Genomic DNA, 25422 nt, shown 5'->3' with positions numbered 1-25422 from the left:
GTACGACCCGGCTGCCACCGCGACCCGTTCGTACGACGTTCCGGCGGACGTCATTCGTCCCGGCTGCCACCGCGACCCGTTCGTACGACGTCCCGGCTCAGGGGAGGGCGTAGGTGCCCCGGTCGGTGCGCACGACCAGGCCGTCCTCGACCAGGCTGGCCAGGCAGCGGGCCCGCTGCAGTTCCTCGGACCAGGCCTGGTCCAGCCGGGCCTGGGTGACCTCGCCCTCGGCCTCGCGGAGCACCGCGAGCAGCCGGCCCCGGCACTGGCGGTCGGTCCCGGCCCACGCCTGCACCTTCCGCGGCGGCCCGTCGTACGCCGGGTGGCCGGCCGCGCGCCACGCGCACAGGTCGGCGACCGGGCAGGCGCCGCACCGCGGGTTGCTCGCGGTGCAGACCAGGGCACCGAGCTCCATGACGGCGACCGACCAGGTGGCCGCGGTGGGCTCGTGCTCGGGCAGCAGCTCGGCCGCGAGGGTGCGCTCACCCCTGGTCACGCTGGCGGCGGGGAACTCCACCCCGCTCACCGTCCGGGCCAGCACGCGGCGCACGTTGGTGTCGAGCACGACGTGCCGGCGCCCGTGCGCGAACGTCGCGATGGCGGCCGCCGTGTAGTCGCCGATGCCGGGCAGGGCGCGCAGGGCGTCGTAGTCCGCCGGGACCGCGCCGCCGTGGTGCTCGACGATGGCGGTGGCGGCGGCGTGCAGTCGCAGCGCGCGTCGCGGGTACCCCAGCCGACCCCAGGCCCGCACCGCCTCACCGGTGGGCTCCGAGGCGAGCGCGGCGGGGGTCGGCCAGCGCTCCAGCCAGGCCTGGTGGACCGGCAGCACGCGGGCCACCGGGGTCTGCTGGAGCATGAACTCCGAGACCATCACCGACCAGGGCGACGCGGAGGCCTCGCGCCAGGGCAGCTCGCGGGCGTGGTCGTCGTACCAGTCGAGGATCGGTTCGTGCAGCGCGCTCATCGTCGCCATTCTGAGCGGTCCCCGAGCGATCGTGCGTGGCGGGTCCGGGTGACCTCGGTGTGGCACCGTGAAGCCCGGGAGCGCGCCGCATAGCGTTGCGCCCATGTCCTTCACCCGTGGTCCGCTGCCGGCCCGCGTGTACTGGCGGCGCCGCCTCCTCGTGCTCGGCACGGCCCTGCTGCTGGTGTTCGCGTTCGCGCGGCTGCTGGGTGCCGGGAGCGACGCCTCCTCCGACGCCGACGAGGCCGCGCAGGTCGCCGCCGACCAGACGACCGCGGCCACCGACCCGACCGAGACGGCCACCGCGACCGCCACGGAGAGCAGCACGGGCAGGCCCGGCAAGCACCACAGCTCGCAGGCGCCGGTGCTCGCCGCGCCCGACGGGCCCTGCGCGGACTCCGACATCGCGGTGACCCCCGACGTGAAGGACGCGGTGGCCGGACGCGACGTCACCATCGCCCTCGAGCTGCGCACCATCGAGTCCGAGGCCTGCACGTGGCAGGCGTCGCCCAAGACGCTGACCCTGAAGCTCTGGTCCGGCAAGGACGACATCTGGACCAGCCGCCAGTGCCCGCGGGCGATCCCCACCAACGACCTGGTGGTCCGGCGCCACACCTCGACCGAGGTCGAGGTGACGTGGAACGGCAAGCGTTCCGACGACGAGTGCTCCCGGCTCACCGAGTGGGCGCTGCCCGGCTTCTACCACGTCGAGGCCGCGGCGCTGGCCGGCGAGCCCGACGAGGTCCAGTTCGAGCTGGCGGCCCCCACCGCGCCGGTCATCACCCGGACGCCCACCCCGCACCAGGCCAAGCACTCGGGCCGTCCGGTGGCCTCCCCGTCGGGCTCGGCCGGCTGACCCGCTGCCCGTCGCGGTGAACGGTCAGACGTAGCGCTCGAGGATGGTGGACTCCGCGAGACGGGACAGCCCCTCGCGGACGCTGCGGGCGCGGAGCTCGCCGACGCCTTCGACCGCCTGCAGGTCGTCGATGCCGGCCGAGAGCAGCTTCTGCAACGTCCCGAAGTGGTCGACGAGACGGTCGACGACCGACGAGGGCAGCCGCGGCACCTTGGCCAGCAGCCGGTAGCCGCGCGGCGCGACGGCGCCGTCGAGGTGCTCGCCGGTGCCGAGACCGAGGGCCTTGGCGGCGGCCGCCGGGTCGACCAGCTCGGTGGGGGAGAGCGACTCGAGCCGCTGCAGCAGCGCCTCGGGGGTCTTGGTGCGCCTGCCGGCCGGCAGGTAGTCGCGGATGACCAGCTCACGCTCGGCGTCGACGCCGGTGATCAGCTCCTCGAGCTGCAGCGACAGCAGGCGACCGTCGGTGCCCAGCTCGAGGACGTAGTCCTCGATCTCACGGGCGATCCGGGTGACCATCTCCAGGCGCTGGGCGACCACGGCGACGTCCCGGACCGTGACCAGGTCCTCGATCTCCAGGGCGGAGAGGGTGCTGGCCACCTCGTCGAGCCGCAGCTTGTAGCGCTCCAGCGTGGCCAGCGCCTGGTTGGCACGGGACAGGATCTGGCCGGAGTCCTCGAGGACGTGACGGGTCTCCCCGACGTACACCGCGATGATCTGCATCGACTGCGACACCGAGATGACGGGGTAGCCGGTCTGCCGTGCCACGCGGTCGGCGGTGCGGTGGCGGGTGCCGGTCTCTTCGGAGGGGATCGTGTGGTCGGGCATCAGGTGCACCGCGGCCCGGAAGATGCGGGTGACGTCCTTGTCGAGGATGATCGCGCCGTCCATCTTGGCCAGCTCGCGCAGGCCGGTGGCGGTGAACGGCACGTCGAGCGTGAACCCGCCCGTGGAGATCGACTCCACGGTCTTGTCGTAGCCGAGCACGATCAGGGCGCCGGTGCGGCCGCGCAGGATCCGCTCGAGGCCGTCGCGCAGCGCGGTGCCGGGGGCGATGGATGCGAGCGCTGCGCGCAGGCGCAACGTGTCGTCCGAGCGGTCGGTGGCCACCACGCCGTTCCCTCCGTTTCCGGCTGCGGCGTACGTCGGCCGCGTGGCCAGTCTAGGGCGTCTCGGCGTGTCGTCGGACCGGGGCGCGTGCTCGACGCGCCGACAGGAGCCCCGGACCGGGCTCAGACCCGACGGGGGCCGGTCGCCTTCGTGACGTTGTCGAGCAACCGGAGCGCGGCCGCGATGTTCGGCACGGAGACCACGCGCAACCCGTCGACCACCCGGGTCGCGGTCCGGGCCTCGGCGATCCGGGGTATGCCGTCCGCCGGTGGCTCCTCGGGCACCACCGCCACCCGGAACCCGAGCCGGGCCGCCTCGGCGATCCGCTGCGGCAGGTCACGGACCCGGCGCAGCTCCCCGGCCAGGCCGATCTCGCCCATGGCCACCATCCCCTTCGGGGCCGCCTGACCACTGGTCGCGGAGGCGATCGCGATCGCCACCGCCAGGTCGCTGGCCGGCTCGGCGACCCGGGCCCCGCCCACGGTGGAGGCGAACACGTCGTGCGAGTGCAGCCGGATCCCGCAGTGCTGCTGCAGCACCGCGAGCACCATGGCCACCCGGGACCCGTCGAGACCCGAGGTGGTGCGGCGCGGGCGTTCGCTGGCGGTGGGCGTGACCAGGGCCTGGACCTCCGCGAGCATCGGGCGACGCCCCTCCATCGACACAGCGACACAGGTCCCGGGCACGCGGGCGTGGTGGTTCTCCACGAAGAGCCCGGTGGGGTCGGTGACCGCGCTGATGCCGTCGTTGGACAGGTCGAAGCAGCCGACCTCGTCGACCGGGCCGAACCGGTTCTTCATGGCGCGGACCATCCGGAGCCGGGAGTTGCGGTCGCCCTCGAAGTGGAGCACGACGTCGACGACGTGCTCGAGCACCCGCGGACCGGCGATCGAGCCGTCCTTGGTCACGTGGCCCACGATGACGGTCGTGATGTTGCGCGTCTTGGCCACCCGCACCAGGGCCGCGGCGACCTCCTTGACCTGGGTGACCCCACCGGGGACCCCGTCGACCCCGGGAGCGCCGATGGTCTGGATGGAGTCGACGACCAGCAGGGTCGGCCGCACCTGCTCGATGTGGGTGAGCACGGCCCCCAGGTCGGTCTCGGCGGCCAGGAACAGCTCGTCGTGGACGCCGCCGGTGCGGTCGGCGCGGAGCCGGACCTGCGAGGCCGACTCCTCGCCGGTGACGTAGAGGGTGCGGCGCTGGTAGCGCGCGGTCTGGGCGGCCACCTCCAGCAGCAGCGTGCTCTTGCCGACCCCGGGCTCGCCGGCGAGCAGGATCGCGGCGCCCGGCACCAGGCCGCCGCCGAGGACCCGGTCGAGCTCGGGCACCCCGCTGGACCGGAACGTGGAGTCCTCCACCGACACCTGCCCGATCGGCACCGCGGGCCGGGTCACCGGGGTCGCGGCGGCGCGGGTCGAGGGGACGGCTGCGGCCTCCGCCACCGAACCCCAGGCCTGGCACTCGCCGCAGCGGCCGACCCACTTCGAGGTCTCCCACCCGCACTCGGTGCAACGGAAGGTCGGACGTGGCGGCTTCGGCATGGCGGGAACGCTAGGGCACGGCGCCGACAGCGCCGTTCACACGTGCGGGTGAACCGCGGGCCGGTCTGGTTATGATCCGCTTGGAACGTTCCAGTCCGGGGGGACGGACGCGACGTGCGGGAGGACGGTCGGATGACGAGGAGCCTGGGGCGCATCCCTGCGCCGCCGCCGACGCTCGCCGACGTGGCCGAGCGCGCCGGGGTCTCGCGCCAGACGGTCTCGAACGCCGTCAACAACCCCGACCTGCTGCGCAGCGACACCCTGGTCCGGGTCCAGGAGGCGATCGACGAGCTGGGGTACTCGCCCAACCGCGCCGCCCGGAACCTGCGGACCCGGGCCTCGCACCTGATCGGGATGCGGATCAACCCCGCCCAGGAGGGCACGGCCAACGCCACCATGGACCGGTTCGTCCACTCGCTGGTGGAGACCTCGGGCGAGGCCGGCTACCACGTGCTGCTGTTCGCCGGCAGCCACCGCGACCCGCTCGACGGGTACGACGACCTGCTGCGCTCGACCGCGGTCGACGCCTTCGTGGTCACCGACACCTACCTCGGCAACCCCCAGGCGGCCTGGCTGGAGTCCCGGCGGGCGCCCTTCGTCGCGTTCGGTCGTCCCTGGGACAACCCCGACGCCCCCCACCCGTGGGTGGACGTCGACGGCGCCGCGGGCGCCGACCTGGCCACCACCCACCTGCTCGACCGGGGACACCAGCGGATCGCCTGGATCGGGTGGCGCAAGGACTCGCGGATCGGCGAGGACCGGCGGTCGGGGTGGAGCCGGGCCCTCCGGTCGCGGGACCTGCCCACCACGGGGCTGGCTTCACGGGTGGAGGACACGGTGGCCAGCGGCCGGGAGGCGAGCGCGGTGCTCCTCGACGAGGCCCGGCCCAGCGCCTTCGTCTGCGCCTCGGACACCCTCGCGATGGGGGTGCTGCACACGCTGGCCGAGCGGGGTCTCGCTCCCGGGCGCGACATCGCCGTGGTCGGCTTCGACGACTCGCAGGTGGCCCAGGTGGTGCCTCCCGGGCTGACCTCGGTGCGCCAGCCGCTGGAGGACGTGGCCGTCGAGGTGGTCAAGGCCCTCGAGGGGCTGCTCGGCCACCCCCATCAGGCACCCAAGGGCGTCCTGCTCACCCCCACCCTCGCGGTGCGGGGCTCCAGCTGAGGAGTCACCGGCTGGCCGGTGACTCCTGTGGTTGTCGACCGTTGCAACGGCTGACAAGCGCAGGAAGTGCCTGACAACCCCGGCTCAGAACCGCTTCCACCACAGGTTGACCGCGTAGTCGACCTCGGTGCCCTCGTGCCCGGCCAGCACCTCGTCGGCGACCTCGCGCGCGAACTCGATGCGCACGACGCTCTCCAGGTCCGCCCTCGAGCCGAACGACCACCGGATGTCCACCGGGACCCGGGTCCAGCCGCGCGTCGACCAGAACCGCTCGACCGTCCCGGGGGAGGGGAGGTGCGGGTAGCCGCGCCGGAACCAGGCCCCGAACGTCGAGCGGGTGGGATCGTTGTCGATCACGAACGCGGTGCCGCCGCGGCGTACCACCCGGTCCAGCTCGGCGAGCCCGGGCTCGCAGCCGGGCCCGAAGAAGTAGGCCCAGCGCGCGTGCACCACGTCGACCGAGGCGTCGGGCAGGGGCACCGCCTGCGCCGTGCCCTGCAGGACGGTCACGTTCGGCAGCCGGCGGGTACGCCGTCGGGCCAGCGTGAGCAGGTCGGGGTGCGGCTCGACCCCGACGACCGACGCGGCGGCCTCGGCGAAGCGGGGCAGGTGGAAGCCGGTCCCGCAGCCGAGGTCGAGCAGCGTGCTCCCCGACCAGCCGGTGCCTCCCAGCACCGCGGCCATGGCTGCCTCGAGCCGTCCCTCGGGGTCGACCGCGCGGTTCTCGATCTCGTAGGTGGCGGTGTGCTGCCAGATGTTCGGGCTCGGCACCGCCCCCGACGGGAGGGTCAGAGACGCACCAGGCCGTGCGGCGTCTGCACCTGCGCGGCGATGATGCCGGGCGTGCCGTGCGGCGCGACCCACTCGACCTTGACGTCCTCGAGCGGCGCCTCGACGGTCTCGCCGAGCCACTCGCTCACCCGCTGCGGGTCGCCGGCGATCTCGAGGCAGGCCAGGGAGTACGCCGGGTCCGCACCGTTGCTCGGGTGGAGCTCCCGCGGGGAGTCCCACTCGATGAAGAACGGCAGCTGCGGGTCGGCGATCAGCCCGTTGATGCCGATCTGCTGCCAGCGCAGCTCGGTGCCGTCGGGACGGTGCCGGCTGCCGACGGCCGCCTCGCGGCCCAGGCGCGTCTCGACGGTGGTGATGTCGTCGACGGCGACGACCCAGCCGAGCCAGCCACCACCGAGGGCGGAGCGGGCGCGCACGGCCTGGCCGAACGGCGCCTTGTCGGACGCCGGGTGGTCGAGCACCTCGACGATCTCGATGTAGGTGCCGTCAGCCAGCGGCATGATCATGTTGCGGGTACCGAAGCGTGGGTGCACGCCTCCGTCGATGAATTCCCGGCCGAGCAGTCCCCCGATGCGCTGGGCGGTGCCGGCGAGGCCATCCGGTCCTGCTGCGTAAGAAAGATGGTCCAGGCGCATGTCAAGCATTCTCGACAACGCGTCCGGGACGTCACGCAGCGGGGTCGTGGTCTCTTGACGTCGAGACTTCCTGAGACGTTCCTGAGCGAACCGGGGAGGCGCGTCAGCGAGGGTCGGCAGCTCGCGTCAGCGAGGATCAGCAGCTCGCGTCAGCGAGGATCAGCAGGGTGCAGCGCCAGCGCCGAGCGGGAGCGCACGTGCGCCTCGCAGTGCCGCACCAGCTCGGCGTACGCCGCCGTGCCCATCAGCTCGGTCAGCTCCGGCTCGTGGGTGATGTAGACCGGCTCGACCGCGACGTGCGCCTCGGTGTTCCCGGAGCAGTACCAGTCCAGGTCGTGCCCGCCGGGGCCCCAGCCGCGGCGGTCGTACTCGCCGATCGACACCTCGGTGTAGGTCGTCCCGTCCTGCCGCTCGACCTCGCGGAAGGTGCGCCGGATGGGTAGCTGCCAGCACACGTCCGGCTTGGTCTCCAGCGGGTTGCGGCCCTGCTGCAGCGCCAGGCCGTGCAGCGCGCACCCGGCGCCGCCGGACCCGTTCGGCGGCGCGAAGTCGGCGCGGTTGTGGAAGACGCAGGCCTGCTGACCATCGACCTCGATCGTCAGCGTCTTGCGCTCGCCGTCCTCGTCGGTCTCGATCCAGTCCGACGTCCTGACCTTGCGGCCGGCCGGCTTGAACTGCCACTGGGTCTCGTCGAGCTGGTCGACGTACGCCGCGACCCGCTTCTCGTCGTCCCGGTCGGCGAAGTGCGCGCCGAGCGTGCAGCACCCGGTGTCGGGGGCGGACTCGTAGATCCCCTGGCAACCCTGGCCGAAGATGCACATGTAGCTGGAGGTGAGCCAGGTCAGGTCGCAGCGCATGACCTCCGACTCGTCGGCGGGGTTGACGAACTCGACGTACGCACGGGGGAACACGAGGTCGACTTCTGGCACGCGGCCACCCTACGTGCCGGGTAGCGTGGTGCCATGCGTCTGGGCGTCCTCGACATCGGTTCCAACACCGGTCACCTGCTCGTGGTGGACGCCCACGGCGGTGCGGCGCCGCTGCCGGCGTTCTCCTACAAGGAGCCGTTGCGGCTGGCAGAGCACCTCGACGAGTCGGGCGCGGTCACGCAGGCCGGCATCGACGCGCTCGCGGCCTTCACCAGGGAGGCGCTGGTGGTCGCCGAGGACAAGGGCTGCGAGGACATGCTGGCCTTCGCCACGTCCGCGGTCCGTGACTCGGTCAACTCCGACGCGGTGCTCGACCACGTGCACGACACGACCGGGGTACGCATCGAGGTGCTCTCCGGTGAGGACGAGGCGCGGCTGACGTTCCTCGCCGTACGCCGCTGGTTCGGCTGGTCGGCCGGACGGCTGGCGGTCTTCGACATCGGCGGCGGCTCGCTCGAGATCGCGGGCGGCTCCGACGAGTCCCCGGACGTCGCCTGGTCGCTGCCGCTGGGCGCCGCGCGGCTGGCCCGGCAGTTCTTCGGCGGTGGCGCACCGGACGACGAGGCGATCCGCGGGCTGCGCAAGCAGATCCGCGCGGAGATCGCCCGTGACGCCGGCCACCTGCTCCGGGCGGGCGCCCCCGACCACGCGGCGGCCACCTCCAAGACGTTCCGCTCCCTGGCCCGGATCTGCGGCGCGGCGCCCTCGGGTGACGGGCCGCTGGTGCCGCGCAGCCTGCCGCGGGACGAGATGACGGAGTGGATCCCCAAGCTGGTCGCGATGTCGCCGGCCGAGCTGGCGGACCTGCCCGGGGTGTCGCCGAGCCGCACCCACCAGATCGTCCCGGGCGCCCTCGTCGCCGACGCCGTGATGGACATCTTCGGCCTCGAGGCGCTCGAGATCTGCCCGTGGGCGCTGCGCGAGGGCGTGATCCTCGAGCGGCTCGACCAGCTCAGCGTGCTGGGCTGACATGGCGCCCCGGATCGGACTCTCCACGGCCTCGGTCTATCCCGAGTCCTCGGCGCACGCGTTCGGCTACGCCGCCCAGCTCGGGTACGACGCCGTCGAGGTCATGGTCGGCATCGACGCCCTGAGCCAGCAGACCTCGGCGGTCCAGCAGCTCTCCGAGCACCACGACATGCCGGTCTGTGCGATCCATGCGCCGTGCCTGCTGTTCACCCAGCGGGTGTGGGGCACCGAGCCGTGGGGGAAGCTCGAGCGCTCGGCCGAGATGGCGGCCGCGGTGGGCGCCGCGGTCGTCGTGGTGCACCCGCCCTTCCGCTGGCAGAAGGACTACGCCCGCGACTTCGTCAACGGGATCGCGGCCCTCGAGGAGTCCACGGGGATCGCCTTCGCCGTCGAGAACATGTACCCGTGGCGGGCCACCTCGCGCCGGGGCATGGAGATGTACCTCCCCGGCTGGGACCCCTCGGCCGAGCCCTACGCCAACACCACCATCGACCTCTCGCACGCCGCGATCGCCCGTTCCGACGTGGTCGCCATGGCCGGGCGGCTGGGGGAGCGGCTGCGCCACATCCACCTCACCGACGGCACCGGCTCGGCCAAGGACGAGCACCTCGTCCCCGGGCGCGGCTCGACCGGCGCGGCCGCGTTCCTCGAGCACCTCGCCCGGACGGAGTTCGCGGGCGAGATCGTGGTCGAGATCAACACCCGCAAGTGCAGCAGCCGCGAGGAGCGCGAGCGTGACCTGCTCGAGTCGCTGGAGTTCGCCCGTGAGCACTCCGTGGTGACGACGCCCTGAGGGGTGTGTCGGAATCGCGAGGTGGTGGTGTCGGAATCGCCGGTGCACCGGTGACTCCTGACGTTCTCAGCCGTTGCAACGCCTGAGAACATCAGGAACCGGCTGAGAAGTGCTGGGCACCGCCCCACCTTCAGAGCATGATCGGCGCATGACGAACCATGCCGTCGAGGTGCGCGACCTGACGGTCGTGCGCGGCGGCCGCGAGGTGCTGGGCCACCTCGACCTCACCATCGGGGGCGGGGTGACCGGCCTGCTCGGCCCGTCGGGGTGCGGCAAGTCGACTCTGATGCGCTCCCTGGTCGGCGTGCAGGAGCTCGCGTCCGGCACGGTCACGGTCTTCGGCGCCGAGGCCGGGGGCCGCGGGCTGCGCGACCGGGTCGGCTACGTCACCCAGGCCGCGAGCGTGTACGACGACCTCACGGTCGCGGAGAACCTCCTGTTCTTCGCCCGGGTGCTCGGGGCGCGGCGCGCCGCGGTCGACGCCTGCCTCGACGCGGTCGACCTCGGGCCCCAGCGCGGCCAGGTCGTGAGCAGGCTGTCGGGCGGACAGCGTTCGCGCGTGAGCCTCGCGGTCGCCCTGCTCGGCGAGCCCGACCTGCTCGTGCTCGACGAGCCCACCGTCGGCCTGGACCCGGTGCTGCGTCGCGACCTGTGGGCCCTGTTCCACCGGCTCGCCGACGAGGGGGCGGCGGTCTTCGTCTCCAGCCACGTCATGGACGAGGCCGACCGGTGCGACCGGCTGCTGCTGATGCGGGAGGGACGGATCATCGCCGACGGCACCCCGGCGGAGATCCGGGAGCGGACCGGCACGGCCGACATCGAGTCGGCGTTCCTCGCGCTCGTCGAGGACGCCGCGTGAGGCCCCGGGTCACGCTGGCCGTAGCCGCGCGGGTGCTGACGCAGCTGCGTCGGGACCACCGCACGCTGGCCATGCTGCTGGTCCTGCCGTGCCTGCTGATGTCGCTGCTCTGGTGGATCTACGACGCGTCCGCCCCCGAGACCTTCGACCGGATCGGCCCGGCGCTGCTCGCGATCTTCCCGGTGATCGTGATGTTCCTGGTCACCAGCGTCACCACCCTGCGGGAGCGCTCCAGCGGCACCCTCGAGCGGCTGCTCTCGATGCCGATGGGCAAGCTCGACTTCCTGGTCGGCTACGCCCTCGCGTTCGGGCTGGCCGCCGCGGTCCAGTCGGTGCTCGCCGTGTCGGTCAGCGTCGGCCTCCTGGGGCTCGACGTCCTCGGCCCGGTCTGGCTGCTCACCCTGGTCGCCGTGGCGGACGCCGTGCTCGGCACCGCGCTGGGGCTGTTCGTCTCGGCGTTCGCGCAGACCGAGTTCCAGGCCGTGCAGTTCATGCCCGCCCTGCTGATCCCGCAGCTGCTGCTGTGCGGCCTGATCATCCCGCGCGACCTGCTGCCGACCTTCCTGGAGAAGGTCAGCGACCTGCTGCCGCTGTCGTACGCCGTCGACGCGATGCAGCACCTCACCACCAGCGCGAGCACGGCCGACGTCTGGCAGGACGTCGCCGTGGTCGCCGGCTTCGCGCTCGCCGGGCTGGCCCTGGGTGCGGTCACCCTGCGCCGGCGTACCGCCTGAGGAACGGTTCGAGCCGTCGCCGGCGGGAGCACCTCGCCACTTCGTCCCGGGCGCGGCGCACGGCGTAACCTGTGCCGCATGTCCCTGCTCCGTCAGCCGATCCTTCTGCTCGCCCGCAGCGAGAAGGTCAAGAAGCTCGTCAGCACGATGCCCGTCTCCTCCGGGATCGTCACCAGCTACGTCCCCGGCGAGACCGCCGAGTCCGCCGTCGACGCCACCGCGCGGCTCGCGGACGACGGGCTGAGGGTGACGCTGGACTTCCTCGGCGAGGACACCCTCGACGCGGAGCAGGCGGAGAAGACGGTCGCGGCCTACCTCGAGGTGCTCCAGGAGCTCTCGAACCGCGGCCTGACCCGCGGCGCCGAGGTCTCGGTCAAGCTCTCGGCGATCGGCCAGGCGCTGCCCGAGATCGGTGACAAGGTCGCGCTCGAGAACGCCCGCACCATCTGCCGGGCCGCCCGCAACGCCGGCACCACGGTCACCCTCGACATGGAGGACCACACCACCACCGACCGCACGCTGGCCACCCTGCGCGAGCTGCGCAAGGACTTCCCGGAGACCGGCGCGGTGCTGCAGGCCTACCTGCACCGCACCGAGGCCGACTGCCGGGCGCTGGCCTACGAGGGCTCGCGGGTGCGGCTGTGCAAGGGTGCCTACTCCGAGCCGGAGACCGTCGCCTTCCAGGACCGGCTCGACGTGGACAAGTCCTACGTCCGCTGCCTCAAGGTGCTGCTGGCCGGCCAGGGCTACCCGATGATCGCGACCCACGACCCGCGGATGGTGGAGATCGCGTCCTCGCTCGCCAGCCGCTACGGCCGTGCGCAGGGCTCCTACGAGTTCCAGATGCTCTACGGCATCCGTCCCGAGGAGCAGAAGCGCCTCGCCGACGCCGGGGAGACCGTCCGGGTCTACATCCCCTACGGCCTCGAGTGGTACGGCTACCTCATGAGGCGTCTCGCCGAGCGTCCCCAGAACCTGTCCTTCTTCGTGAAGTCCCTGATCTCCAAGAAGTGAGCCCGCGGCGACCGTGAACGCAGGGGCCGCGTCGAATCCAGCAGAGGAGCCGAAGATGACGCAGCAGGCGCAGACCGCGATCCTCGGCGCCGGCGTGATGGGGGAGACCCTGCTGTCGGGGCTGGTCCGTGCCGGCCGGCGTGTCGACAACCTGCTGGTGGGCGAGAAGCGCGCCGAGCGGGCACAGGAGCTCGAGGAGCGGTACGGCGTCGCCGTCGTCTCCAACGTCGAGGCCGCCCGCAAGGCCGACACCCTCGCCCTGGTCGTCAAGCCCCAGGACATGGGTGACCTGCTCGCCGAGATCTCCGGCGAGCTGCGCCCCGGCCAGCTCGTGGTCTCCCTCGCGGCCGGCATCACGACCGGCTTCATCGAGGCCCGGGTGCCCGAGGGCGTCGCGGTGGTCCGGGTCATGCCCAACACCCCGGCGCTGGTCGACGAGGGCATGGCGGCCATCTCGCCCGGATCCCACTGCGACGACAGCCACCTCGCGGAGGCCGAGGCGCTGATGGCCTCGGTCGGGCGGGTGCTGCGGATCCCCGAGCGGCAGCAGGACGCGGTCACGGCGATCTCCGGCTCCGGGCCGGCCTACATCTTCTTCGTGGTCGAGTCGATGATCGAGGCGGGCGTCCACCTCGGCCTGCCCCGCGCGACCGCCACCGATCTGGTCGTCCAGACCGTGGTGGGGTCGGCGAAGATGCTCCGTGAGACCGGCACCCACCCCGTGGTGCTCCGGGAGCAGGTCACCTCGCCCGCCGGCACCACCGCCGCGGCGCTGCGCGAGCTGGAGATCCACAAGGTCCGGGCGGCGTTCCTCGCCGCCATGGAGGCCGCCCGCGACCGCTCGCGGGCCCTCGCCGAGGGGTCCTGAGCCCGGTCGCACGCGCTCTCCGGTCGCCGGTGCCAGACTGGCGGCCATGGAGACGTTCCGGACGCCCGAGGACCGTTTCGCCGACCTGCCCGGGTTCGCGTGGGAGCCGCGGTACGCCGAGGTACCCGACGGCGACGGCGGCACCCTGCGGATGGCGTACGTCGAGGCCGGCCCCGCCGACGGTCCGGTGGCGCTGCTGCTGCACGGCGAGCCGACCTGGTCCTTCCTCTACCGCCACGTGATGGCCGTCCTCGCGGGAGCCGGGATCCGCGCGGTCGCGCCCGACCTGGTCGGGTTCGGCCGCTCCGACAAGCCGACCCGCGCCGAGGACCACACGTTCGCCCGGCACGTCGCGTGGGTCCGCGCCCTCGTGTTCGACCAGCTCGACCTGCGCGACGTGACCCTGGTCGGGCAGGACTGGGGCGGCCTGATCGGGCTGCGCCTGGTCGCCGAGCACCCGGACCGGTTCGCCGGCGTCGTCGCCGCCAACACCGGCCTCCCCACGGGTGACTTCGACATGCCCGAGGTCTGGTGGATGTTCCGCAACGCCGTCGAGAAGGCCGCGGTCCTCGACATCGGCCGCCTGGTCGCCGCCGGCTGCGCGCGCGGCCTCGACGACGTGACCCGGGCGGCGTACGACGCGCCGTTCCCCGACGAGGCGTCCAAGGTCGGTCCGCGGGTGATGCCGACGCTGGTGCCCACCCGGCCCGACGACCCGGCGACCGAGGCCAACCGGGCTGCCTGGGAGGTGCTGACCCGGTGGGACCGGCCGTTCCTCACGGCGTTCAGCGACGGCGACCCGATCACCGGCGCGATGGCGCCGGTCCTGCGCAAGCTCGTGCCCGGCACGCGCGGCCTCGACCACCCGGTGATCGCGGGCGCCGGCCACTTCCTCCAGGAGGACGCAGGCGAGGAGCTCGGCCGCGTGGTCGCCGACTTCATGGGGACGAGCCGCCGGTAATCGACGTGCACGCCGCTCGAAGCGGCTGGGAGGATCGCCTCATGACGAGTCTCCATCACCGGGTCGAGGGGTCCGGCCCCACCGTCCTCCTGCTGCACGCGGGGGTCGCCGACCTGCGCATGTGGGACACCCAGGTCGACGAGCTGGTGCCCGGCCACTCGGTGGTCCGCTGCGACCTGCGCGGCTACGGCCACACCCCGCTCGAGGCCGGTGCCTCCTACTCCGACGCCGGGGACGTCCTCGCCCTGCTCGACGAGCTCGGCGTCCAGCGCTGCACGGTGGTGGCGGCGTCGTACGGCGGCTGGGTGGCGCTCCAGGTGGCCTCCGCGGCCCCGGACCGGGTGGAGCGGCTCGTCCTCCTCGACCCGCTCGCCGAGGTCGCCGAGCCGGACGACCGGTTGCGGTCGTTCTGGCGGGAGGAGGGTGCGCTGGTGGAGGCCGGCGACCTCGAGGCCGCCACCGACCTGAACGTCGTCACGTTCCTGGGGCCCGACGCCCCCGACGACGCCCGCGAGCTGCTGTGGAAGATGCAGCGCGGGATCCTCGGCCACCAGGTCGCCGCCGGTGAGGTCGAGAACGCCGAGCTCCCGGTCGACCTCGCGCGGCTGACCATGCCGGTCACCGTGGTCGCCGGCGCGCTCGACCTGCCGTTCTTCGTCGAGACAGCGCGCGAGCTGGCGCGCGTGCTGCCGGACGCTGAGCTGGTCGAGCTGCCGTGGGCGGCACACCTGCCCTCGCTGGAGCGGCCGCTCGAGACCGCCCACCTGGTCCGGGCCGCGCTGCTCGACTGACGTCGCGACCTCAGCCGAGCCCGATCGCGGCCTCGGCGGCGGCGAGCACCGGGGCCGTGACCTGGCGACAGTGCGCCGCGCCCGCGGCGTACACCCTGGTGACGTGCGCCGGGTCCGCGGCGAGGTCGGCGTACCTCTTCTGCAGCGGCTCGAGCTCGGCCACCACCGCGTCTGTCACCGCCTTCTTCAGGGCGCCGTACGTCGTGATCCCCGCCGCCGAGCCGCCGCAGGCCGCCAGGATCTCGAGCAGGTTGGTCACGCCGGGCTTGGCGTCCCGGTCGGCGCGCACCGCCGAGGCGCCGGTGTCGGAGTCGGTGACGGCACGCGACACCTTGCGGCGGACCACGTCGGGCGGGTCGAGCAGGAAGATCGACCCCGCGGCATCGGCCGACTTGCTCATCTTCCGCGTGGGGTCGGCCAGGTCCATGACGCGGGCGCCGACCGCCGGCGTGGCGATCTCCGGGACCCTGAACACCTCCCCGTAGGTCCGGTTGAAGCGCGCCGCGAGGTCGCGGGTCAGCTCCACGTGCTGGCGCTGGTCGTCACCCACCGGGACCACGGCCGGCCGGTAGAGCAGGATGTCGGCGGCCATCAGCACCGGGTAGGTGTAGAGCGACACCCGGCTGGAGGCGGCGCTCTTCTCCTTGAACTGGATCATCCGGTTCAGCTCGCCGGTGTACGCCGTGCACTCCAGCAGGTAGGCGAGGGAGGCGTGGGCCGGCACCTGGCTCTGCCGGAACAGCGTCGCCCGGTCCAGCCCCGCGGCGAGCAGCAGTGTCGCCATCTCGAGGGTCAGTGACCGGAGTCGCCCCGGGTCGTGGGTGGTGGTCATCGCGTGCAGGTCCGAGAGGCCGTAGTAGGCGTCGTCCTGGTCCTGGGCCATCGGCCGCAGCGCGCCGAGCAGGTTGCCGAGGGTCAGCCTGCCGGACGGGGTCAGCAGCGAGAGGCGGCGGGTGGGGGTGGTGGTCATGGTCGTTCTCCTGGGGTGAGGCCCCGGGGCGACCACGGTCCGCACGGACCTGGAGATGGGAACGGCCGCCTCGAGGGCGGCCGGTGAAGTGCGTGCTTCGAACGGGGTCCGCCGTCAGGCGGGCCACCACTGGGACGTCCGGTTCGTCAGCACGACCCCAGTCTGGCACGGGCCCACCGTGTGGCGCGACCCTCGTGGGCGCCCCCCTGGCGGGTAGCGTGCCCCCCATGCCCGAGTGCTCCGGCCCCGCGACGGTCGTGTTCGACAAGTCGCTCACCGAGTACGACTTCGGGCCCGCCCACCCGATGTCCCCGATCCGGGTCGACCTGACGATGCGGCTCGCCGAGGAGCTCGGCGTCCTCGACCACGGCCTGCGGCTGGTGCCCGCGCCGATGGCCGACGAGGCCCGGATCGCCACGGTCCACGACCCGCGCCTGATCGAGGCGGTGACCCGGGCCGGCACCGTCCCGGGGGTGCTCGACGAGGAGTTCGGGCTCGGCACCGAGGACAACCCGGCCTTCCGCGACATGCACCACGCCGCGGCCCACATCGTCGGCGCGACCGTCGAGGCGTGCCGACAGGTCTGGACCGGTGAGAGCCTGCACTCGGTCAGCATCACCGGGGGGCTGCACCACGCCATGCGCGACCGGGCCAGCGGCTTCTGCATCTACAACGACGTCGCGGTCGGCATCCAGCACCTCCTCGACCAGGGCGCGGAGCGGGTCGCGTACGTCGACATCGACGTCCACCACGGCGACGGCGTGGAGCGGATCTTCTGGGACGACCCGCGGGTGCTGACGATCAGCCTGCACGAGACCGGCCAGATGCTGTTCCCGGGCACCGGGTTCCCGAGCGACGTGGGTGGTGAGCAGGCGCGGGGGAGCGCCGTCAACGTGGCCCTGCCTCCGGGGACCGGTGACGCCGGCTGGTTGCGGGCGTTCCATGCGGTCGTCCCGCCGCTGGTGCGGGAGTTCGCCCCGGACGTGCTGGTCACCCAGCACGGGTGCGACTCGCACATCGAGGACCCGCTGGCGCACCTGATGCTGACCGTCGACGGTCAGCGCGCGGCCTACCTGGCGCTGCACGACCTCGCGCACGAGGTGACCGGCGGTCGGTGGGTCGTGACCGGGGGTGGCGGCTACGCCCTGGTCGAGGTCGTCCCGCGCGCCTGGACCCACCTGCTGGCGGTCGTGGCCGGGCGTCCGCTGGACCCCGCGACGGACACCCCGGACGGCTGGCGGGCCTACGTCCGGGACGGCCTGGGGCGGACGCCGCCGTATCGCATGACCGACGGTCGGACCATCGCCTACCGGGACTGGTCGGAGGGGTACGACCCCGAGACCTGGCTGGACCGCGCCATCCACGCGACCCGGATGGAGATCTTCCCCTGGCATGGGCTCGATCCGCTGCCCTGAACGTGCAACAGTGAGACTCAAGTAAAGAATCGGTGGGGGAAGCAAGGGGACACGCCGGAGCATCGCAAGTTGCTTTAGGCAACCCCTTCCCCACGAGTCACATCAGGCTCTATTCTCACCGTGCGCGACGCGTGCATTCACCGGTGGGGAAGCCGGTGGCGGGTCGCAAAGAAAGTCGGTGCACGATGGCTACCAACTCGTCCGGGGACATCTCCGAAGCGAAGTTCCTGACCGTTGCCGAGGTTGCCGCGATGATGCGCGTCTCCAAGATGACCGTCTACCGCCTGGTCCACAACGGCGACCTGCCCGCCGTCCGCGTGGGCCGCTCGTTCCGCGTCCGCGAGGAGGACGCCAACGAGTACCTCCGCAAGAGCTTCTACAGCGCCGGCTGACCGCTTCGTCGTCGATCGGACCAGACCCACATGGTGGACTCGGGCCGCCGGATTCTGCCTGTTCCGGACGGGCCTATAGGCTGTCCGGGTCCTCCGGGTGTTCTCCCGGGGTGACGAACAGTCCTTGAAAGGTGTCCCGTGGGTTCTGTCATCAAGAAGCGGCGCAAGCGCATGGCCAAGAAGAAGCACCGCAAGCTGCTGAAGAAGACGCGCGTCCAGCGCCGCAAGCTCGGCAAGTAAGCCCCCCGTGCGATGGGCAGGGTCGGCAGAGTAGTCCTGGTCACCGGGGTCTCGCGCGACCTCGGCAGGCGGTTCGCACGAGCCGTCGCGACCGACCCTGCCGTCGAGCGTGTCATCGGTGTGGACGTGGTCCCGCCGCGCGGCGACGTCGGTGACGTCTCGTTCGTGCGGGCCGACATCCGCAACCCTGTCATCGCCAAGGTCATCGCCAAGGAGGACGTCGACACCGTCGTCCACATGAGCGTGATCTCGACCCCCGGCAGCGCCGGGGGCCGGAACACGATGAAAGAGCTCAACGTCATCGGGACGATGCAGCTCCTGGCGGCCTGCCAGAAGGCGCCCGGCCTCCAGCACCTCGTGGTGAAGTCGACGACGACGATGTACGGCGCGAGCAGCCGCGACCCGGCCATGTTCACCGAGGACATGGAGCCGCGTCGGGCGCCCCGCTCGGGCTACGCCAAGGACGTCGCGGAGATCGAGGGCTACGTGCGCGGCTTCGCGCGCCGCCGCCCCGACGTCCGGGTCACCCTGCTGCGTGCGGCCAACGTGCTCGGGCCCCACGTGTCGAGCCCCCTGACGTCGTACTTCCGGTTGCCGGTGATCCCGACCGTGCTCGGCCACGACCCCCGGCTGCAGTTCCTGCACGAGCAGGACCTGCTCGCCGTGCTCGGCCACGCGGTCGCCCACGAGATCCCGGGCACCTTCAATGTGGCCGGCGACGGCGTCCTGATGCTCTCCCAGGCGATCCGCCGGCTGCAGCGACCGGCGGTGCCCATGCCCGCCTTCGCGGTCGGCGGCGTCGGCTCCGCGCTCCGGTCCGCCCGGCTGGCCGACTTCTCGCCGGAGCAGATCGCCTTCCTGACCTACGGCCGGGGCGTGGACACCCGCGCGATGCGCGAGGTGCTGGGCTTCGAGCCGGCGTTCACCACCGCCGAGGCGTTCGCGGACTTCGCCTCCGCGCTGCCACCGACCGGTGGCCTGTCCGAGAGGGCGCTGGCCGGCCTGGCCCGCGCCCTGCCTCCCGTCGACGAGCCGATCGGAGCCGGCCGTGGGTGACGCCGAGATCATCCCGATCGGGACGCGTGGTCGTCCGGGACGCGGGACCGGCACGCAGCCGTCCTCGGCCGCCCGCAACCTCGCCCCCGGCCCGCGCCCCACGACCCGCAAGCCCGCGCGAGCGCCGGCCCCCGAGCCCGAGGACACCGTCGACGACACCCTCGAGACGGACGCGTCACCGGACGCCGGACGCGGACCGGTCACCACCGAGGAGCGGGCACCGCTGGCCGGCATCCCCACCTCCGACTGGCTGGCGGCCTTCCAGCACGCCGCCCGTGAGGTGTTCGGCGAGCAGTGGGAGCCGCAGCTCGCCCGCTTCCTGGCCTTCCTGCGCCGCCGGGTCACCGGCGACTACGTGGTCGACGAGTACGGCTTCGACCAGGAGATCGCCCAGCGGTTCTTCATGGCGGCGCTCCGGCCGATCGCCGAGAAGTGGTTCCGCATCGAGGTCCGCGGCGCGGAGAACATCCCCGCCGACGGCGGCGCGCTGGTCGTCTCCAATCACTCCGGCACGGTCCCGGTCGACGGGCTGATGACCATGGTCTCGATCCACGACCACACCGGTCGCTTCCTGCGCCCGCTCGGCGCGGACCTGGTCTTCAAGCTCCCGTTCGTCAGCACGATGGCCCGCAAGGGCGGGGCGACCCTGGCCTGCAACGAGGACGCCGAACGCATGCTGCGCGGCGGTGAGCTCGTGGGCGTCTGGCCCGAGGGGTTCAAGGGCATCGGCAAGCCGTACTCCGAGCGCTACAAGCTGCAGCGGTTCGGCCGGGGCGGCTTCGTCTCCGCAGCCCTGCGCACCGGCGTGCCGATCGTGCCGCTGGCGGTGGTGGGTGCCGAGGAGATCTACCCGCTGGTCGGGAACATCCCCTCGCTGGCCCGGCTGCTGGGCGTGCCCTACATCCCGATCACGCCGCTGTTCCCGATGCTCGGCCCGCTGGGGCTCGTGCCGCTGCCGTCGAAGTGGCTGCTGGAGTTCGGGGAGCCCATCCGCACCGACGAGTACGACGCCGGCGCCGCCGACGACCCGATGCTGGTGTTCAACGTGACCGACCAGGTGCGCGAGACGATCCAGCAGACGCTCTACACGCTGCTGATGAAGCGGCAGTCGGTCTTCCGCTGACCGTCTGCCGACCGTCTGCCGACGGGGCTCGGCCCGAGGTCAGGGCAGGGTGTTGCCGAGCGTGTCGTCGGTCGTGTCGAGCAGGTCGCCCACGCCGTCGGTGACGTCGTCGACCGTGTCGCCGACGTCGGGCAGCGTCGGGTCGGTGGTCGGCTGCGAGCCGCCGCCGGTGAGCCCGTCGGTCAGCGTGGTGATCGGGTCCTTGGTCGGGTCCGTGGGGCTCGGCCCGGTCGACCCGCCGCCCGTGCCGGGCACGGAGACGCTGCCGGGCGGGAGGCCGTCGGCACCCACCGACGGCAGCTGGGGAGAGCCGTCGCGACCTTCCTGGTGGCGGTGCCGGCCGGGGTGTGCCGGGTCCTGGTGGGCCGAGGTGGGGAGCTGGGACGACGAGGCGGCGAAGACCGGCGGGATCTGGGTGATGCCGCCGCCCCCGCAGGTCGGGCAGGCCTGCTGGGCTGCCGTGTCGATCGCGATGAGCACCTGCGCGGCGTGCATCAGCTCGTCGCGGGCCTGGACCGGGACGAGCGACTCGAGCTCGGTGAGCTGGTCCAGGCTGCTGGCGGTGAAGTCGCGCAGCTCGTCCACCGACGCCTGGTTGCCGTTCTGGGAGTAGTCGGCCAGCAGCAGGTCGGAGGCCTCGGCGGCCTGGTCGGTGAAGTCGTTGAGGGTGTCCGCGATGACGAGGTCGTCGCCGAGGTCGCCGCCGCGGCTCAGCTCGGTCGCCTCGTCGAGGCGGTCGCCGGCGTTGGCGAGCATGGTCGAGCCCTTCTGGCCCTCGCCCACGCTGATGCCGGTGTGGACGTCCTCGATCGCACGCTTGATCGGGTAGAGCGTGTCGCCCGGCAGCGCGCTCTGGGCGGCCATCGCCATCGAGGTGGTGGCGCCCACGAGGGCGAGTCCGCCGATGGCGGCGGCGACGCGGCGTTCGCGCTTCGGCTGTCGCGGCGGGAGGGCCAGGCGCGAGGTGTCCGTCGGCGCGAGCGCGGCCGGGGCTTCGGCCATCAGCCTCTCGCGCAGCGCGCTGACGAACTCGGGGCGGGGCTCGGGGGCCGGCGTCGCGCGCATGGCGGTCACCAGCTCGAGCAGGGGGGCGTACCGTGCGTCGTCGGCACCGGTGGTCGGGGATCCCTCGACCCGGGCCGCGAACTCCTCGGCGCGCCGTCGCGCCGCGAACACGGGTGTCATCGCTTCTGTCCTGTCATCACGTCGGCCGTCGGGCTCCGGAAGTGGAGGCTCGACACCGCCAACAACGAGGCGCGGGGGCGGGAGGTTACGGCCGGCTCGGACCGGAGGGCAACGGGTGCCGGCGTGGCGTTCATCACTCCCGGATCCCCTCGGGCATCAGCTTCGCGAGGTTGCGGACCCCGCGCAGCTGGAGCTGCTTGACCGCGCCGTCGCTGCGGTCGAGGACGGCGGCGGTCTCGGCGATGCTCATGCCCTGCAGGAAGCGCATGACCAGGCAGTCGCGCTGCTCGTCCGGCAGCTGCTGGAGGGCCTCGAGCAGGATCTCGTTGGTGAGCCCGGCGAGCACCGTCTCCTCGGGCCCCTCGGTCGCGTCGTCGTGGAGGCCCATGTCCTCGGTGGTGAGCTCGAGGCGGGTCCGACCGGCCTTGAAGTGGTCGGTGGCGAGGTTGCGGGCGATCGTCATCAGCCAGGCGCCGAAGTCCTTGCCCTGCCACCGGAAGCTCGTCATGCTCCGCAGCGCCCGGAAGAACGTCTCGGACGTCAGGTCCTCGGCCAGCGTCGTGGAACGGGTCCGGTAGAAGAGGAAGCGGTGCACGGCCGGCTGGTAGTGGTCGTAGAGGAGGCCGAAGGCGTCGGCGTCGCCGCCGCGCGCCAGCTCCACCAGGGCGATCAGGCGGGTCCGCTCGGTCTCCGACTCCTCCGAGGAGGCCGCCAGCTCCTCGTCGCCGAAGCCACCCGGGCCTCCGGTCGGGGCGCCGACCTCGCCGTCGGTGAGGGCCTCGGAGAGGAGCACCTGGGTGCCGCCGGCCAGCGCGAGGTCCGCGCCGAGCAGGGCGCGGGCGACGGCCGCGCGCAGGGCATCGAGGCCCGACGCTCGATCCAGCCCATCCCAAGACATCGTGAGAGACCCTCCCGGTCAGCTTTCCCCCAAGCCCCGGCCATGGTAGGTCGGCCTCACCCGCTCTGTGAACAGTTGAACACCAAAACGTGGGCCAGGCCACTTCGGTAAAGAGAACGGGTCCCTCCGGGTCCGGTGTGGGGCTCAGTGCCGGCGCCCGCGGAGCGCCACCCCCGCCGCCACCGTGCCGCTGGCCGCACCGGCCACGGCCCCGATCAGCAGGCCGGCCCGGGCGGCCTTCCGCCCGGTCCGGTAGTCGCGCACCCTCCAGCCCATCTCGCGGGCGTGGGCGCGCAGCCGCGCGTCGGGGTTGATGGCGCAGGGGTCGCCGACCAGGCTCAGCATCGGCAGGTCGTTGTAGGAGTCGGAGTACGCCGAGCAGGCCGCCAGGTCGAGGTTCTCCCGGGCGGCGAGCGCCTTGACGGCCTCACCCTTGGCGGGGCCGTGCAGGAGGTCGCCGACCAGACGACCGGTGTAGACGCCGTCGACGTGCTCGGCGACCGTGCCCATCGCGCCGGTCAGCCCGAGCCTGCGGGCGATGATCTGCGCGATCTCGATGGGGGCGGCGGTGACCAGCCAGACCCGCTGGCCCTGGTCGAGGTGCAGCTGGGCCAGTGCCCGGGTGCCCGGCCAGATCCGGTGCGCCATCGCCTCGTCGAAGATCTCCTCGCCCAGCTCCTCGAGCTCGCTCACGGTGTGGCCGGCGATGAAGCCGAGGGCGGAGGTGCGGGCATCGGCGACGTGGTCGGGGTCCTCGACGCCCACCATCCGGAAGTAGGCCTGCTTCCACGCAGCACCCAGGATCTCGCGCGTGGTGAAGAAGTGGCGGCGGTGCAGGCCGCGGGCGAGGTGGAAGATGCTCGCCCCCTGCATCACGGTGTTGTCCACGTCGAAGAACGCCGCCGACGTGGGGTCGGCCGGAGTCAGGAGCGCGGACTCCACCTCCGCGGCCGACGCGGCCGCCTCGCCCGCGAGCGTCGAGCGCAGCTGGAGGTTCAGCGGCCGTCGGCTCCGGTCGGGCGGTGGGTTCACACCCGCAGCGTAGACCCCGGAGCGAGCGCCCCGGCGCCGGTCACGGGCGTGTGGAAGTATCCCTCCATGCCTGCGGATGCCCCGGCCCTGCACGACGTCGCCGACCTCGTCGCCGCCGCCGCGGCCGAGAACCCCGGCAAGCTGGCGATGGTCGAGGCCGGTGGCCGCAGCCTCACCTGGGAGGCGCTGGACGACGAGGTGGACCGGATCGCCGGAGGCCTCGGCGAGGCGGGCATCGTCGCCGGCTACCGCGTGATGCTGGTGCTCGGCAACCGGCTGGAGTTCGTGACGGCGTACCTCGGGGTGCTCCGCGCCCAGGTCGTGGCCGTCCCGGTGAATCCCGGGGCCACCTCCGGCGAGCTGGCCCGGATGCTGGCCGACTCCGGCTGCCGGATGGTCGTCGCCGAGCCGGAGACCGTCGGTGCGGTGCGCGAGGCGGTCGCGCTCGTGGAGCAGGCGCTCGCCGGCGAGGTCGACGACGTCGACCCCGGGCTGGTGGCGCGAGCGGTCGTGCCGCGACTGGTCGTGGTCGGTGGGGACCCGCGGCCCGGCGAGGTGCCGTTCGACGAGCTGCGCTCGGGGTCGCGCCGCCGGCTGCCGCCCCTGCAGGATCCCGAGAAGCTGGCCGCCCTCCTCTACACCAGTGGCACGTCGGGCCGCCCGCGCGCCGCGATGCTCACCCACCGGGCGCTGCTCGCCAACATCGAGCAGGTGGCGCGGGTGCAGCCCCCGATGATCCACGGCGACGACGTGGTCCTCGGGGTCCTGCCGCTGTTCCACGTCTACGGGCTCAACGCCGTCCTGGGCGGCGTGCTCCGGCACCGCGCCAAGCTCGTGCTGGCCGAGCGGTTCGACCCCCAGGGGACCCTCGACCTGATCGAGGACGAGGCCTGCAGCGTGGTCCCGGTGGCGCCGCCGGTCTTCGCGCACTGGCAGGACGTCGAGCACCTCGAGGAGCGCCTCGGCCCGGTGCGGCTGCTGCTGTCCGGGTCCGCGCCGCTCTCCGCTGAGCTGGTCGAGCGGTTCGCGAAGCGCACCGGCATCCCGGTGCACCAGGGCTACGGGCTCACCGAGGCCTCCCCGGTGGTGACCAGCACCCTGTGCAGCGAGCGTCTGCAGCCGGGGTCCGTCGGTGCCGCGCTGCCCGGCATCGGGCTGCGGCTGGTCGACGACGCAGGGCGGCCGGCCGAGGGGGAGGACCCCGGCGAGATCCAGATCGCGGGCGACAACCTCTTCAGCGGGTACTGGCCCGACGGTGCCGGCGGCCCCGACGCCGAGGGATGGTGGTCGACCGGCGACGTCGGCCTGCTCGACGCGTCCGGGGACCTCTTCCTGGTCGACCGGGTGAAGGACCTCGTCATCGTGTCCGGTTTCAACGTCTACCCGGTCGAGGTCGAGGACGTCATCCGCGAGGTCCCGGGCGTCGCCGAGGCCGCCGTCATCGGGGTCGCAGACGAGACGACGGGGGAGGCCGTGGTCGCCTACGTCCGGGCGCCGGGCGCCGACCCGGTCGCGACGGCCGACGCCGTACGCCTCCACTGTGCGCAGCGGCTCGCCCGCTTCAAGCAGCCGAGCCGGGTCGAGGTCGTCGAGGAGCTGCCGCTGACGGCGACCGGCAAGGTGCAGAAGGGTCGGTTGCGCGGGATCGAGCGGCGTCGCAGCCTGGGGCTGCTGGAGTGAGCGGCGTGCCGGCCCGGGTCACGCTCTACGGGCGCCCCGGCTGCCACCTGTGCGAGACCGCCCGGGAGGTGGTTGCGCGGGTGTGCGCGGAGCTGGGGGAGGATTTCGTCGAGGTGTCCATCGACGACGACCCGGCGCTGCTCGACCGATTCGGCGAGGAGATCCCGGTGACCTTCGTCGACGGCCGCCAGCACGACTTCTGGCGGGTCGACGAGGCTCGTCTCAGGGCTGCTCTCACCGCGCCGGATCGCCCGTGAACCCACCCGGGAGCACCCCCGACGGCGTGTGACTTCTCACATGTGCTAGCCCGCGTGCCGGGTGGGCCTCGGGCGCGGGCCGTCTCGGTTTGTTCTCGCGTTCACAAACTCCTACAGTGAACGAGCCGCACGGATGAGCAGGAGTCCTGCCAGGCAGTCACAGCCCTGGCAGGGAGGACGACCCGTCCGGCCCG

General features: G+C 72.8%; 27 protein-coding genes. 17 read left to right on the top strand and 10 right to left on the bottom strand.

What is annotated here, in order from left to right; translation table 11 throughout:
- Nucleotides 1-97: 97 nt before the first annotated feature.
- Entirely contained in the window at nt 98-964 is an 867-nt protein-coding gene (locus tag ACZ43H_RS17360; protein WP_464584953.1) for an A/G-specific adenine glycosylase, read from the bottom strand.
- A 103-nt stretch (nt 965-1067) separates the two neighbouring features.
- Between ACZ43H_RS17360 and ACZ43H_RS17355 the strand changes: the two genes are divergently transcribed.
- On the top strand, nt 1068-1820 hold the full coding sequence (locus ACZ43H_RS17355) for a hypothetical protein (RefSeq protein WP_464584951.1): 753 nt from the start codon (nt 1068-1070) through the stop codon (nt 1818-1820).
- 24 nt (nt 1821-1844) lie between these two features.
- Here ACZ43H_RS17355 and disA read toward each other — a convergent pair whose 3' ends face one another.
- Both disA and radA read right to left on the bottom strand, forming a co-directional pair.
- Nucleotides 1845-2927, bottom strand: coding sequence for a DNA integrity scanning diadenylate cyclase DisA (gene disA, locus ACZ43H_RS17350; RefSeq protein WP_464590860.1), 1083 nt, complete (start codon nt 2925-2927; stop codon nt 1845-1847).
- 122 nt (nt 2928-3049) lie between these two features.
- Nucleotides 3050-4471: a DNA repair protein RadA gene (radA, locus tag ACZ43H_RS17345; RefSeq protein ID WP_464584949.1), complete on the bottom strand. Its 1422-nt coding sequence runs from the start codon at nt 4469-4471 to the stop codon at nt 3050-3052.
- Between the two features lie 132 nt (nt 4472-4603).
- On the opposite strand from radA, the gene ACZ43H_RS17340 reads away from it, so the two are divergent.
- The gene (locus tag ACZ43H_RS17340; protein ID WP_464584947.1) at nt 4604-5635 is read left to right on the top strand and encodes a LacI family DNA-binding transcriptional regulator; all 1032 of its coding nucleotides are present in this window, start codon (nt 4604-4606) and stop codon (nt 5633-5635) included.
- 84 nt (nt 5636-5719) lie between these two features.
- Here the strand turns inward: ACZ43H_RS17340 and ACZ43H_RS17335 are convergent, their stop codons facing one another.
- From ACZ43H_RS17335 to ACZ43H_RS17325, 3 genes are all read right to left on the bottom strand, one after another.
- Nucleotides 5720-6406: a class I SAM-dependent methyltransferase gene (locus tag ACZ43H_RS17335; RefSeq protein WP_464584945.1), complete on the bottom strand. Its 687-nt coding sequence runs from the start codon at nt 6404-6406 to the stop codon at nt 5720-5722.
- A 17-nt stretch (nt 6407-6423) separates the two neighbouring features.
- The gene (locus ACZ43H_RS17330; protein ID WP_464584943.1) at nt 6424-7062 is read right to left on the bottom strand and encodes a VOC family protein; all 639 of its coding nucleotides are present in this window, start codon (nt 7060-7062) and stop codon (nt 6424-6426) included.
- A gap of 149 nt (nt 7063-7211) precedes the next feature.
- Nucleotides 7212-7991, bottom strand: coding sequence for a DUF3109 family protein (locus tag ACZ43H_RS17325; protein ID WP_464584941.1), 780 nt, complete (start codon nt 7989-7991; stop codon nt 7212-7214).
- A gap of 33 nt (nt 7992-8024) precedes the next feature.
- On the opposite strand from ACZ43H_RS17325, the gene ACZ43H_RS17320 reads away from it, so the two are divergent.
- The 8 genes from ACZ43H_RS17320 to ACZ43H_RS17285 all read left to right on the top strand — a co-directional run bounded on the left by ACZ43H_RS17320 (nt 8025) and on the right by ACZ43H_RS17285 (nt 14980).
- Nucleotides 8025-8960, top strand: a complete 936-nt coding sequence (locus ACZ43H_RS17320) for a Ppx/GppA family phosphatase (protein ID WP_464584939.1) — start codon at nt 8025-8027, stop codon at nt 8958-8960.
- A 1-nt stretch (nt 8961) separates the two neighbouring features.
- A complete protein-coding gene (locus tag ACZ43H_RS17315; protein ID WP_464584937.1) occupies nt 8962-9753 on the top strand; it encodes a sugar phosphate isomerase/epimerase family protein in 792 nt (263 codons plus the stop codon).
- 148 nt (nt 9754-9901) lie between these two features.
- A complete protein-coding gene (locus tag ACZ43H_RS17310) occupies nt 9902-10612 on the top strand; it encodes an ABC transporter ATP-binding protein (protein ID WP_464584935.1) in 711 nt (236 codons plus the stop codon).
- Complete coding sequence (locus ACZ43H_RS17305) at nt 10609-11346, top strand: ABC transporter permease (RefSeq protein WP_464584933.1); 738 nt, start codon at nt 10609-10611, stop codon at nt 11344-11346. The genes ACZ43H_RS17310 and ACZ43H_RS17305 overlap by 4 nt, the downstream gene beginning before the upstream one ends.
- Before the next feature lie 78 nt (nt 11347-11424).
- The gene (locus tag ACZ43H_RS17300; protein WP_464584931.1) at nt 11425-12360 is read left to right on the top strand and encodes a proline dehydrogenase family protein; all 936 of its coding nucleotides are present in this window, start codon (nt 11425-11427) and stop codon (nt 12358-12360) included.
- A 55-nt stretch (nt 12361-12415) separates the two neighbouring features.
- Nucleotides 12416-13228: a pyrroline-5-carboxylate reductase gene (gene proC, locus ACZ43H_RS17295; RefSeq protein WP_464584929.1), complete on the top strand. Its 813-nt coding sequence runs from the start codon at nt 12416-12418 to the stop codon at nt 13226-13228.
- Between the two features lie 46 nt (nt 13229-13274).
- Complete coding sequence (locus tag ACZ43H_RS17290; protein WP_464584927.1) at nt 13275-14189, top strand: haloalkane dehalogenase; 915 nt, start codon at nt 13275-13277, stop codon at nt 14187-14189.
- A gap of 41 nt (nt 14190-14230) precedes the next feature.
- Nucleotides 14231-14980: an alpha/beta fold hydrolase gene (locus tag ACZ43H_RS17285; protein ID WP_464584925.1), complete on the top strand. Its 750-nt coding sequence runs from the start codon at nt 14231-14233 to the stop codon at nt 14978-14980.
- A gap of 10 nt (nt 14981-14990) precedes the next feature.
- On the opposite strand, the gene trpS is transcribed toward ACZ43H_RS17285, so the two are convergent.
- Entirely contained in the window at nt 14991-15950 is a 960-nt protein-coding gene (trpS, locus tag ACZ43H_RS17280; protein WP_464584923.1) for a tryptophan--tRNA ligase, read from the bottom strand.
- 227 nt (nt 15951-16177) lie between these two features.
- Here trpS and ACZ43H_RS17275 point away from each other — a divergent pair, with 227 nt between their 5' ends.
- The 5 genes from ACZ43H_RS17275 to ACZ43H_RS17255 all read left to right on the top strand — a co-directional run bounded on the left by ACZ43H_RS17275 (nt 16178) and on the right by ACZ43H_RS17255 (nt 20176).
- Nucleotides 16178-17365: an acetoin utilization protein AcuC gene (locus tag ACZ43H_RS17275; protein ID WP_464584921.1), complete on the top strand. Its 1188-nt coding sequence runs from the start codon at nt 16178-16180 to the stop codon at nt 17363-17365.
- Between the two features lie 185 nt (nt 17366-17550).
- The gene (locus ACZ43H_RS17270; protein WP_344153105.1) at nt 17551-17757 is read left to right on the top strand and encodes a helix-turn-helix domain-containing protein; all 207 of its coding nucleotides are present in this window, start codon (nt 17551-17553) and stop codon (nt 17755-17757) included.
- A 138-nt stretch (nt 17758-17895) separates the two neighbouring features.
- A complete protein-coding gene (locus tag ACZ43H_RS17265) occupies nt 17896-17997 on the top strand; it encodes a 30S ribosomal protein bS22 (RefSeq protein WP_008356322.1) in 102 nt (33 codons plus the stop codon).
- A gap of 12 nt (nt 17998-18009) precedes the next feature.
- On the top strand, nt 18010-19053 hold the full coding sequence (locus ACZ43H_RS17260; RefSeq protein WP_464584919.1) for an NAD-dependent epimerase/dehydratase family protein: 1044 nt from the start codon (nt 18010-18012) through the stop codon (nt 19051-19053).
- On the top strand, nt 19046-20176 hold the full coding sequence (locus ACZ43H_RS17255; protein ID WP_464584917.1) for a lysophospholipid acyltransferase family protein: 1131 nt from the start codon (nt 19046-19048) through the stop codon (nt 20174-20176). Before ACZ43H_RS17260 ends, ACZ43H_RS17255 begins: the two co-directional genes overlap by 8 nt.
- Before the next feature lie 39 nt (nt 20177-20215).
- Here ACZ43H_RS17255 and ACZ43H_RS17250 read toward each other — a convergent pair whose 3' ends face one another.
- The 3 genes from ACZ43H_RS17250 to ACZ43H_RS17240 form a co-directional block, all read right to left on the bottom strand.
- Nucleotides 20216-21361: a DUF5667 domain-containing protein gene (locus ACZ43H_RS17250; protein ID WP_464584915.1), complete on the bottom strand. Its 1146-nt coding sequence runs from the start codon at nt 21359-21361 to the stop codon at nt 20216-20218.
- A gap of 133 nt (nt 21362-21494) precedes the next feature.
- Entirely contained in the window at nt 21495-22259 is a 765-nt protein-coding gene (locus ACZ43H_RS17245; protein ID WP_464584913.1) for a sigma-70 family RNA polymerase sigma factor, read from the bottom strand.
- A 144-nt stretch (nt 22260-22403) separates the two neighbouring features.
- Nucleotides 22404-23291 carry an HAD family hydrolase gene (locus ACZ43H_RS17240; RefSeq protein ID WP_464584911.1) on the bottom strand — a complete coding sequence of 296 codons (888 nt, stop codon included), beginning with the start codon at nt 23289-23291 and terminating at the stop codon, nt 22404-22406.
- Between the two features lie 66 nt (nt 23292-23357).
- Here ACZ43H_RS17240 and ACZ43H_RS17235 point away from each other — a divergent pair, with 66 nt between their 5' ends.
- Together ACZ43H_RS17235 and ACZ43H_RS17230 are read left to right on the top strand one after the other, a co-directional pair.
- On the top strand, nt 23358-24971 hold the full coding sequence (locus ACZ43H_RS17235; RefSeq protein ID WP_464584909.1) for a class I adenylate-forming enzyme family protein: 1614 nt from the start codon (nt 23358-23360) through the stop codon (nt 24969-24971).
- Between the two features lie 5 nt (nt 24972-24976).
- Nucleotides 24977-25228, top strand: a complete 252-nt coding sequence (locus ACZ43H_RS17230) for a glutaredoxin family protein (protein ID WP_464590858.1) — start codon at nt 24977-24979, stop codon at nt 25226-25228.
- Nucleotides 25229-25422 lie beyond the last annotated feature (194 nt).

It is taken from the genome of Nocardioides sp. DN36 (assembly GCF_055380375.1).
Note: the sequence above shows the minus strand (reverse complement) of the source record. Positions and strands in the feature narration are given on the sequence as shown.